Origin of the sequence: Streptococcus oralis, from assembly GCF_003943385.1 — a bacterium.
GTDB classification, from domain to species: Bacteria; Bacillota; Bacilli; order Lactobacillales; family Streptococcaceae; genus Streptococcus; species Streptococcus oralis_CA.
In genome coordinates this window covers 125990-137319 of sequence record NZ_RJPI01000003.1, presented here as the reverse complement: position 1 = coordinate 137319, position 11330 = coordinate 125990, and the positions used below count along the sequence as shown (strand labels likewise).

Genomic DNA, 11330 nt, shown 5'->3' with positions numbered 1-11330 from the left:
TGATTTTTTACGGTATCTGATGGATTTTTAAGGCTTTTTTATGGTATAATAAAACGATATAACTCGTTATTGGACAGAAGAGGAGAGACATGAGTGATTTGAAAGCGATTCAGGCTCGTAGTCTGGAAATGGCTGAATATTTCGTCGCATTTTGTAAAGAACATAATTTGTTGTGCTATCTCTGTGGTGGTGGGGCTATTGGTGCCCTTCGCAACAAGGGCTTCATTCCTTGGGATGATGACCTAGATTTTTTCATGCCTCGCAAGGACTATGAAAAGTTAGCCGAACTATGGCCTCGTTATGCAGATGAGCGTTATTTCTTGTCAAAGAGTCACAAGGACTTTGTAGACCGTAACCTTTTTATTACTATACGCGATAAAGAAACAACTTGTATCAAGCCTTATCAGAAGGATTTGGATTTGCCACATGGTTTGGCTTTGGACGTTTTGCCTTTAGATTATTATCCTAAAAATCCAGCTGAGCGTAAGAAACAGGTTCGTTGGGCCTTGATTTATTCACTCTTTTGCGCCCAAACTATCCCAGAAAAGCATGGTGCAGTCATGAAATGGGGCAGTCGCATTTTACTGGGTTTAACTCCTAAATCTCTACGCTATCGTATTTGGAAGAAAGCTGAGAAAGAAATGACCAAGTATGGTCTCGCTGAGAGCGATGGAATCACGGAATTATGCTCAGGTCCTGGCTACATGCGAAACAAATACCCAATCGCATCTTTTGAAGACAATCTTTTCTTGCCATTTGAAGGAACAGAGATGCCCATTCCAGTCGGTTATGATGCCTATCTCAGCACTGCTTTTGGGGATTATATGACACCGCCACCAGCGGACAAGCAAGTACCGCATCACGATGCCATTATAGCAGACATGGACAAGAGCTACACAGAGTACAAGGGAGAATATGGAGCATGATGGGAGAAAAAATAAGCGTTATCGTTCCGGTCTACAATGTAGAAACCTATCTGGAACGATGTGTGGAGTCAATTCTTCAACAGACTTATGCCCATTTTGAGTTAATCCTAATCAATGATGGTTCTACTGATTCCAGTGGACAGATCTGTGATCACTTAGCATCTCAGTATGAGAATATCAAGGTTTATCATATCGAAAATGCTGGAGTCTCAAATGCGAGAAATATGGGAATTCAGCTAGCGACGGGTGCTTGGATCACCTTTATTGATAGCGATGATTTCGTTACTAAAGATTATCTAGCTACTTTAGCTAGTGCAGTTGAGGGGGAAAATATAGGCTTTGTAATTGCTCCTCTACACCATATTAAAAACGGCATTGTGACAGACTTACCTCCACATTCTGGAAAAACAGAACTCTGGTCAACAGAAGAAACCATGAAGGAACTACTGATGACTACCAGAACGTCATTTTTTCCAGTCGCAAAACTGTTTAAGAGAGACCTGCTTGTGGATGAAAAGTTTAATACAAATTATCACCTAGCTGAAGATGCCTTATTTCTAACTGAATTGCTACTAAAGACAAGATGCAGTAGCGTATTTATTGACAAACCTGTTTATTATTATGATCATCGTGAGGGAAGTGCAACAACATCTGTTAACCAGCATGTATTTGACACGATAGAAGTTTATAAGCAAATAATTGCTCAAGTTTCACAAGTCTTTCCTAATTTAAAATACGAATTAATAAATAGAGAATGTTGGTCGTACATCACAGTTTACGATAAAATTATCTTTACTTCATCTGAAGAGTACCAAAAGGAGAAAGCTGGGTTGAGGACTTGGATTGTTCGGCATCGACGCGAAATATGGAAGGATGCTTATTTCACTACTTTTCGCAAGGTAGCGATCCTTTCACTTGTCATTTCTCCATGGCTATATAAGAAAATTGTTGGATTAAAAAACTAATATCATGAGAAGGAGTTGAAAATGAATTTTTCAAAAATGGATGAATACTTTGAAAAATCAAAATTATGGATTTCATATCTATTTGTTTTTATTTCGATTTTAAGTATGAGTTCACTGGTTTATAAGGTAGCAAATCCAATCTATAAGGGATTGTCAGCGATTGTTGTACTTTATATTTGCTACACATTGTTGTTTAAGTGGAAACAGATTACAGTAGATCGAAAATTTTTGGCCTTATTTGGCTTGTTATCTGGGAGCCACCTACTATCGGCAGTATTCAATCGCTCCGGACATTTGATTGGGAATGTGATTGAAATCCTCTTCATGGTAACCTATGTTTTATTATTTACCATGTTACAATCAGGGCAACTTAAAAAATTATTTGACTGGATTGCCTATACGGTTCAAATTGTATCTTTTTCTTCAGCAATTTTTGCGTTTGGTTTATTGATAAGTAGAGTCCTTATCCTATTTAAAATTGGCGAACAATCTTATTATTATGGTGTCATGAATGGACGTCTGTGGGGAATTGTCAATCCTAATGCTAGTGCGATATTTTCATACATTAGCATTATTTTGGCCATGTATTTGATCCATAANGGAAGTAAATATTCTGTTTATCTTAAACTGAACAATCTGATTCAATTAGTATACTTTGCTACTATGCAAAGTAGAGGAGCCTTACTTTCTTTACTCCTCATGATTGGACTCTATAGTTTCTTTGCCACTAGAGGAAGTATCGTTAAACGATTTCTTACTTTTATTGTTGCTGGTTTGCTGATTACTGCTACCAACATTGGATTAAGCTATGCAACTTCAATTTATATCTCATCTGAAACTGCGACTGTTTTTGACTTAAACAAAGGACAATCCTACGCCGAGACAGATTCGTCTGTTACCAAGAAGAATGGTGAACTCCATCTAATTGAAACAACACCAAGTGGTAGAACCTATATTTGGAAAAACGCCATCAAGATGGGCAGTGCCAAACCAATTTTTGGTTATGGTGTACGGAATGTTCCAGATTATTACACAGAATATTTCAGTAAATTTGAAATTCAAAATTCCCTTATCGGAGGGAACTTCCATAACATTTTTGTGACCATATTTGTCAGTTCAGGAGTTCTAGGCTTGGTATCCTTCCTTCTTATACTGGCTTATGTCATCAAGCGCTTTTTAACGTATTTGATTGTTTCCAAGAAAAATACTGACAAATTGATTATGATTCTTTTCTTCGGTATCTTATTTGGTCAGTTGTTTGAAAGTCAGATTATGTATTCAACCAACTTTATCAATATCATCTTTTGGTTGGCAATAGGTTATGGACTAGTAATCTGCAAACGGGATGAAGGAGTTCGGTATCAAGAAGTAACAGATGTCAGTGAAATTCAACAGATGGAACTTGGAATCATGGAATATATTCATGAGGTTTGTCAGAAAATTGGTGTCAAGTATTTCCTAGCATATGGAAGTCTAATTGGTGCGGTTCGCCATAAAGGTTTTATCCCTTGGGACGATGATATGGATATCTGCATGCTAAGAGAAGATTATGAGAAACTACAAGATTACCTTATCGCTAACCCTGATGAACGTTATGAGGTTATGTCTTATAAAAATAATCTCAACTATGTCTATCCTTTTATGAAAGTGCAGGATAACCATACCTACTTGCTCGAAGAAGATGTACGAATTGATTCCAATATGGGAATCTATGTAGACATTTTCCCTGTGGATGGTTACGAAGATGACGCGGATTTTAAAAACAAGATGACGAAGCTCATAAAGAAACGTCAATTGAGTTGTTACACTTTTAAAGGAATTACCAACACGAAAAGTCTACTAAATTCTTTAATTCGTTATATTTCTGTTGTCGTTTTCTATTTTACAAATACGAATAAGTATGTTGAGCAAATTGATGAGCTTGCTAAATCTAGAGCAGTTGCTGACTACGAGCAAGTTGATTATTTGATTTACAAGGATATGAATAAGCCAGTTTGGAAACGTGAGTGGTTAGAACAAGTGATTGTGGGAACATTTGAAGATAAGGAATTTATGATTCCAAAACACTACCATGAAATTTTGACCTCTGACTACGGAGATTACATGCAATTGCCCCCTCTTGAACAAAGAGTATCTCACCATGATTTTAAACTGTGGAAAATCACTAAAAGTTCTAAGTAAGCAAATCGCAGTTAAAAATCGTTTAAAAATATAGTCAAATTTAGGAGAATAGAACCTATGTCTGAAAGAACTTTAACTCTTGAAGAAATAAAGCAAGTAGAATTGGATATTTTAAAGTATCTACATGATCTTTGTGAACAACATCAAATCAAATACTTTATTGATTTTGGAACCTTACTAGGAGCTGTACGCCATAAAGGATTTATCCCTTGGGATGATGATACAGATATTTCCTTGGCGCGAGATGAATTTGAAAAGCTTTATAAGGTTTTAAAAAATGAGAATCATCCCTACTACAAATTGATTTCATTTAGAGAAACAAAAGGCTATCCGTACAGTTATATGCGTGTCCATGATATTAGAACACGTAGAGATGCCAATCTTCTGGACCCGACAGTCGTATTGGGAACTTGCGTTGATATTTTTCCATACGATGGTGTCGTGACGGAGGAAAGTGATTGTAAGAAAATGAAGCTCTATAAACATTTTGTCCGCCTTTCTTCTCTGAATTTCAAAGGAATTAAATCAGAAAATGGAGGAATAAAAAATCTGCCTCGTTATATTGGGTCAGCTGTTTTTCGCTTAAGTTCTCCACAAACTTGGAATCAAAAATTAGAGAATCTTGCTTTGAAATATAGTGTAAATCAAGCTACAGATCTTACCTGTACGATATTTGATCCAAGTTTTCCAGAGGGAATCAAAAAAGAATGGCTCTATGATCTGATTGATATGCCATACGAAAACATCGTAGTGAAAGCTCCGAGAAAATACCATGAAATTCTTGTCTACGAATTTGGATCAGATTATATGACTCCACCACCTGTTGAACAACAGATTCCAGGAACTGATAAGAATTATTGGATTGATTAGTAAGAGATTGTTTTCATCGAGAAAGGAGTATTCAAGATGAAGAATAAAAAATTAGTTAAATCAGTCAGTTATAGTTTATTTGCTTTCCTTTTTGTGTTGATTGGTTTATCACAACAAGTTAATGCAGACACCATTACTGCTGGTTCAGGCAATCGTATCCATTTCATAAATACTAAAGCAAAATCTGGGAGTGATGCCATCCTTCTTGAAAGTAATGGTCACTATGCTTTGATTGATATGGGAGAAGACTATGATTTTCCTGATGGGAGTGATCCACGCTATCCAAGCCGCTGGGGGATTTCCATGAGAAATTATCAAGTCTTGGAAGACCGTTTGATTCGCCATCTTGATCAGATTGGTGTTAAAAAATTAGATTTTATTATAGGAACTCATGTCCATAGTGACCATATTGGTGGAGCGGACGAAATACTCAATCGATATCAAGTCGGTAAGTTTTATTTGAAAAAATATTCAGATGATCGGATCACAGCAAACTGGGGACTCTGGGATAATCTTTTTAATTACGATAATGCTTTGAGAGCCGCACAAAAACGAGGGGTTACTCTTATTCAGAATATTACAGATGAGGATAGTCACTTTAAATTAGGTGATATGGATATCCAACTCTATAATTATAAAAATGAATATGATGCTGATGGTAACCTGAAAAAAGTTCGAGATGATAACTCAAACTCAATCGTTTCAGTGGTGACTGTGGCAGGAAAGAGAATCTACCTTGGTGGAGATTTGGATAATGCCGAAGGAGCGGAAGATAAGTTAGGTCCAGTTATCGGCAAGGTTGATATGATGAAATGGAATCATCATTATGATGCGACAATTTCAAATACGATTAATTTTCTTGAAAACCTATCACCAAAGATGATTATTCAAACAACTGGTGGTGATATTAATGTTGCTTCAACCAGAGAATATCTCCAAAAGAAAAATATTCAGGTTCTCAGAGCTTCTAGTCAAACTCAAGACGCTACTGTTTTTGATATTAGTGATAGCGGATTTGCTAATGTTTCTAATCTCTTCCCTGACATCCCTGTAGTTGACGAAAAATGGTATCAAGAAGGTGGCTACTGGAAATATCGTTTAGCAGATGGAGAAATGGCTATCGGTTGGAAAGAGATTGGCGGAGCCACTTACTTCTTTAATGGAAAGGGGCAAATGCAAGCAGGACGCTGGCTTCACCTTAACGACGACTGGGGAGAAAATGCTAAGGGGAATGATTACTATCTCAACTCAAATGGCAAAATGCAAACAGGCGGTTGGTTCAAGCTGGATGGCTCTTGGTATTATATCCAATCAAATGGCGCTAGACGATTTAGTGAACTTTCTGAAATTGGAGGGAAGAAATATCTCTTTGCAGCAGATGGAAAGATGCTAACAGGAAATCAAGTCTTTAATGGCAAGAAGATGTTCTTTACAGACAGTGGTGCACTCCAAACAGCAGGTAAGTCTTCAACTTGGCAAAAGATTGATTCAGATTGGTATTTCTATGATGAGGATGGGTTACGAACTGTCGGTAAAAAGAATATCAATGGAAGCACATATTACTTTAATCAAGAAGGTGTCATGCAAACTGGCTGGGCCTTTGTTGATGGTCACTGGAACTATTTTGCAAGTTCTGGAGCTATGAAAACAGGCTGGGTTAAGGATCAAGATACTTGGTATTATCTGGACAAAGATGGTATCATGCTCACTGGAAAACAAGATATAAATGGTGTTCGTTACTATTTGAACGCTAGTGGTGCCATGCAAACGGGCTGGAAATGGCTAGAGAACCATTGGTATTACTATGCGAACTCAGGAGCTATGAAAACAGGCTGGATTAAGGATAATGAGAAATGGTATTATCTAAATCAAGATGGTATTATGCAGACTGGGAAACAAGAAATCAACGGTACGCGTTACTATTTGAATACTAGCGGTGCCATGCAAACAGGCTGGCAGTGGCTTGATAAACACTGGCATTACTACGCTGACTCAGGAGCTATGAAGACTGGTTGGTTGAAAGAGCAAGGAACATGGTATTATCTTGAAGATCAGGAAGGTATCATGCTGGTCGGTTTCCAACAAGTAGATGGTAAGCAGTATTACTTTAGTGCATCAGGAGCTATGCAAACAGGCTGGAAATGGTTTGATAATCATTATCGTTACTTTGAAGGAAGTGGAGCTATGAAGACAGGTTGGATAAAGGATAAAGAAATCTGGTATTATCTCAATCCTGAAGATGGCATCATGTTGGTTGGCCTTCATAAAGTAAATGGTGATCATTATTACTTTGATGACTCAGGAGCTATGCAGACCGGTTGGAAACGAATTGACGGTAATTGGTACTATTTCCAAACAGATGGCTCTTTGTTGAAAAATGCCACCACACCGGATGGTTATAAGGTAAACGAGGAAGGCATTTGGAGACAGGCTGTTGCTGCTGTCAATGGTGAAGCAGATCAGTCAGAGAAGAAGCAAGAAGCTAGTTCCTCTATTGCTGAACAGCCAAAACAAGATTCAAATCTAGAAGCCAATACTTCTGACAAGAAAGAAAAAGAATAAATAAGAAACACCCTACTGATAAACGCTCGTTTATCAGTAGGGTGTTCTTTTAGTTTCTTTTGATCTTAGCTAGTACTAGGTTCAGTGCATAGTGTAATGTTTTGTCTTTGGCGATAAAAAGCGTCAAGAGATAGTAGATTCCACAAGTAGCTATGGTAGAGAGAACCATGAGGATCATGTTGAGGTTCACCGTATAGGAACTGATTTGGAAAATCATCTTGAAAATATAGAAGATCGGAATAAATCCAAGGGATATGAGACCATAACGTGTTAAGGTCACAAAGATTTCTTTTAAATTGATTAGTTGGTGTTTCCTAATAAAATGAATTTCTAAGAGAACAACGATGGCTTCTGCAATAATGGTCGTAGCAATATAATACTCAGGGGCAAAAATATTATTGATATACAAGATACAGTTGAAGAGGAGATTTGCTCCACCACCAGCAAAGTAGAAAGCAGTCAAGCGGTTCTCGTGGTCATTGATAAAGATAATTTGCTTACCAAGAATCAATTCAATAGCCCAGATAATGGTTCGAAAGGCGAAGACGCTGGTCACGATACCTGCCTCAAGATACTTTTCAGAAGAGTAGATAACCGTTGCGTACTTTCCCAAAATCATAATCCCAAAACTAGTTGGAATCATGAGAAAATAGAATAATGATGCCGCTTGATTTACAAGATAATTATAAGAATTGTAATCCTTTTTCCCAAGGTAGTAGCCGAGACGTGGAATGCTGACACTGATAGCTCCACTTAAGACACCAGCAATCAGCATGACGATGCTATAGGCAATTGTATAATAAGAAATATAATTTTCATCTGGTCCCTTGGTGATAAACATTCTATCTAGCAAGGTATAAAGCATATTGGCATTTGCCAAGAGAAGCATAGTAAAGAGTGGTTTAGAAGCCTTAGCTAACTCGATGAAACCAATTTTGACAAAGGAGACTTCTCTTTTGATCCAAAGAAAACTAAGGAGGTAGTTGAGGATAGTTGTCGCAGTCATGACGATAGCGTAGGGAACAATATCATCAGCAGTTTTGACAAAGGCAAAGATAGCGACCAGCATGGTAATTCGAATAATCAATGTCTTGTAAAGGATAAAGGCATAGTTTTCATAGGCTTCGTTCATCCATTCGATATTGAGGAATTGGAAGAGAGCTTGGGCCCCTAGGATGTAGTAGAGGACTTTCAGATTCTCAATGCTGGTGTCAAAGAAGATAAAGAGGAAGTAGATACCAGTCGTCAGGAGAGAAGTGAAAACCGAGATATAAAACAACTTAGAAAAGACATAGTTGATTTTATTCTTATCGTCCTTAACCTTACTGATAGCACGAATCCCGTAGTTGTAAATCCCAAAGGCAGCTAGTGGAATAACGAAACTTGCCCAGGTATTGGCGGTATTGAAATAACCGTAGTTGGATTTGCTGAGAATCCGCGTCAGATAAGGGTTGGTTATCAGCGGAAAAACGATATTGAGGATATTGACCAGCAAGCTAGCCAATGCATTAACTTTTATATTTTTCATTGAACTTTCTTTCTTAAATGTAACATTATCTCTAGTATTATATCACATTCCAGCTTCATTCTTTTGATAAAATCGTAAAAATCTAGTATAATAGATAGACTGAAAGTATGAGGTTACTAGATATGAAGATGAAACAAATTAGTGATACAACACTAAAAATTACAATGACTTTAGATGATTTAATGGATCGGGGAATGGAGATTGCAGACTTTCTCGTTCCTCAGGAAAAAACCGAAGAGTTTTTCTATGCTATTTTAGATGAGTTAGAGATGCCAGACAATTTCTTGGATAGTGGCATGCTGAGTTTCCGCGTGACGCCAAAACCTGATAAGGTCGACGTCTTTGTGACCAAGTCCAAGATTGACCAGAATTTGGATTTTGAAGATTTGGCGGATTTACCAGACATGGAAGAATTAGCCCAAATGTCACCGGATGAATTTCTCAAAACCTTGGAAAAGAGTATCGCAGAAAAGACCAAGGACGATATTGAGGCTATCCAATCTCTAGAACAGGTAGAAGCTAAAGAAGAAGAGCAAGAGCAAACAGAAAAGGAGACGGAGAATAAGAAAGAACCTTATATCTACTATATCCTGCGTTTTGCAAGCCTTGCTGACTTAGTTGCTTTTGCAAAGACGGTTAACTACCAGATGGAAACATCTGAACTCTATAAGATGAATGGGCACTACTATTTGACAATCTTAGTCGATATTGAAAATCATCCAAGTCCATACCCAGCTTGGCTCTTGGCTCGTATGCGTGAATTTGCAGATGATAGTGATATCAGTCGTTCTGTCTTACAAGAGTATGGTCAAATCTTGATCAATCACGATGCAGTCCTTGGTTTGCAAAAGGTTAGTTCGTAGATTTTGAAAATCAATTTTCATTTATCAAGAAAGACGAATCAGGGAATTCGTTTTTTCTTTACTAGACTGAAATAGTGATTTACTATAATAGGAATTTTCACAAAATTCTGTTATAATGGCTATATCAGAAAATTTCTAGGAGACAAACATGACAGTTAAAATTGCTTTACTTGGATTTGGTACCGTTGCAAGTGGCGTGCCTTTCCTCCTAAAGGAAAATGGAGAAAAAATCGTTCAGTCAGCTCATTCAGAGATTGAAGTAGCCAAGGTATTGGTCAAGGATGAAGATGAAAAGAACCGCTTGCTTGCAGCAGGAAATGACTTTAACTTTGTAACCAATGTAGACGATATTTTATCAGACAAAGATGTTACCATTGTAGTGGAATTGATGGGGCGTATCGAACCAGCTAAAACCTTTATCACTCGTGCCTTGGAAGCTGGGAAACACGTTGTTACTGCAAACAAGGACCTTTTGGCTGTCCATGGTGCAGAATTGCTAGAAATCGCTAAAGAGCATAATGTAGCACTTTACTACGAAGCAGCAGTAGCTGGTGGGATTCCAATTCTTCGCACTCTAGCAAATTCGTTGGCTTCTGACAAAATCACGCGCGTTCTTGGTGTCGTTAACGGAACTTCTAACTTCATGATGACCAAAATGGTTGAAGAAGGCTGGTCTTACGATGACGCTCTTGCGGAAGCACAAAGATTAGGTTTTGCAGAAAGCGACCCTACAAATGACGTGGATGGGATTGACGCAGCCTACAAGATGGTGATTTTGAGCCAATTTGCTTTTGGTATGAAGGTTGCCTTTGACGATGTAGCCCACAAGGGAATCCGCAACATCACACCAGAAGACGTAGCTGTAGCCCAAGATCTGGGCTATGTAGTGAAATTGGTAGGTTCTATCGAGGAAACTCCTTCGGGTATTGCTGCAGAAGTGACTCCAACCTTCCTTCCTAAAGCGCACCCACTTGCCAGTGTAAATGGGGTAATGAACGCTGTTTTTGTAGAATCTATTGGTATAGGTGAGTCTATGTACTACGGACCAGGTGCGGGTCAAAAACCAACTGCAACAAGTGTTGTAGCAGATATTGTCCGTATCGTTCGTCGCTTGAATGATGGTACCATCGGTAAAGACTTCAACGAATATAGCCGTGACTTGGTCTTGGCAAATCCAGAAGATGTTAAAGCAAACTACTATTTCTCAATCTTGGCACCAGACTCAAAAGGTCAGGTCTTAAAACTTGCTGAAATCTTCAATGCTCAAGATATTTCCTTCAAGCAAATCCTCCAAGATGGAAAAGAGGATGACAAGGCGCGTGTAGTGATTATCACTCATAAGATTAATAAAGCACAGCTTGAGAATGTATCAGCTGAGTTGGCCAAAGCTTCAGAATTTGACCTCTTGAATACCTTCAAGGTGTTAGGAGAATAG

Annotated in this window: 8 protein-coding genes; 7 read left to right on the top strand and 1 reads right to left on the bottom strand. The window is 38.0% G+C overall.

Translation table 11 applies throughout. The features are described from left to right. Window positions 1-89: 89 nt before the first annotated feature. The 5 genes from D8803_RS03595 (at window position 90) to D8803_RS03575 (ending at window position 7504) form a co-directional block, all read left to right on the top strand. Window positions 90-926: a phosphorylcholine transferase LicD gene (locus D8803_RS03595; protein WP_131200271.1), complete on the top strand. Its 837-nt coding sequence runs from the start codon at window positions 90-92 to the stop codon at window positions 924-926. Further along, window positions 923-1891, top strand: coding sequence for a glycosyltransferase family 2 protein (locus D8803_RS03590; protein WP_131200270.1), 969 nt, complete (start codon window positions 923-925; stop codon window positions 1889-1891). The genes D8803_RS03595 and D8803_RS03590 overlap by 4 nt, the downstream gene beginning before the upstream one ends. A gap of 21 nt (window positions 1892-1912) precedes the next feature. Next, the gene (locus D8803_RS03585) at window positions 1913-4072 is read left to right on the top strand and encodes a LicD family protein (RefSeq protein ID WP_131200269.1); all 2160 of its coding nucleotides are present in this window, start codon (window positions 1913-1915) and stop codon (window positions 4070-4072) included. 57 nt (window positions 4073-4129) lie between these two features. Further along, a complete protein-coding gene (locus D8803_RS03580) occupies window positions 4130-4942 on the top strand; it encodes a phosphorylcholine transferase LicD (protein ID WP_131200268.1) in 813 nt (270 codons plus the stop codon). 36 nt (window positions 4943-4978) lie between these two features. Then, window positions 4979-7504: an MBL fold metallo-hydrolase gene (locus D8803_RS03575; RefSeq protein ID WP_131200267.1), complete on the top strand. Its 2526-nt coding sequence runs from the start codon at window positions 4979-4981 to the stop codon at window positions 7502-7504. A gap of 49 nt (window positions 7505-7553) precedes the next feature. Here the strand turns inward: D8803_RS03575 and D8803_RS03570 are convergent, their stop codons facing one another. Beyond that, entirely contained in the window at window positions 7554-9032 is a 1479-nt protein-coding gene (locus D8803_RS03570) for an oligosaccharide flippase family protein (protein WP_061417070.1), read from the bottom strand. 122 nt (window positions 9033-9154) lie between these two features. Between D8803_RS03570 and mecA the strand changes: the two genes are divergently transcribed. Both mecA and D8803_RS03560 read left to right on the top strand, forming a co-directional pair. After that, a complete protein-coding gene (mecA, locus tag D8803_RS03565) occupies window positions 9155-9895 on the top strand; it encodes an adaptor protein MecA (RefSeq protein WP_131200266.1) in 741 nt (246 codons plus the stop codon). Window positions 9896-10043: 148 nt separating this feature from the next. Beyond that, window positions 10044-11330 carry a homoserine dehydrogenase gene (locus D8803_RS03560; protein ID WP_131200265.1) on the top strand — a complete coding sequence of 429 codons (1287 nt, stop codon included), beginning with the start codon at window positions 10044-10046 and terminating at the stop codon, window positions 11328-11330.

Bases quoted from the DNA above. Each gene is read 5' to 3' on its own strand.
- D8803_RS03595 (WP_131200271.1), top strand. From the start codon at position 90: ATGAGTGATTTGAAAGCGATTCAGGCTCGTAGTCTGGAAATGGCTGAA.
- D8803_RS03590 (WP_131200270.1), top strand. From the start codon at position 923: ATGATGGGAGAAAAAATAAGCGTTATCGTTCCGGTCTACAATGTAGAA.
- D8803_RS03580 (WP_131200268.1), top strand. From the start codon at position 4,130: ATGTCTGAAAGAACTTTAACTCTTGAAGAAATAAAGCAAGTAGAATTG.
- D8803_RS03575 (WP_131200267.1), top strand. From the start codon at position 4,979: ATGAAGAATAAAAAATTAGTTAAATCAGTCAGTTATAGTTTATTTGCT.
- D8803_RS03570 (WP_061417070.1), bottom strand. From the start codon at position 9,032: ATGAAAAATATAAAAGTTAATGCATTGGCTAGCTTGCTGGTCAATATC.
- mecA (WP_131200266.1), top strand. From the start codon at position 9,155: ATGAAGATGAAACAAATTAGTGATACAACACTAAAAATTACAATGACT.
- D8803_RS03560 (WP_131200265.1), top strand. From the start codon at position 10,044: ATGACAGTTAAAATTGCTTTACTTGGATTTGGTACCGTTGCAAGTGGC.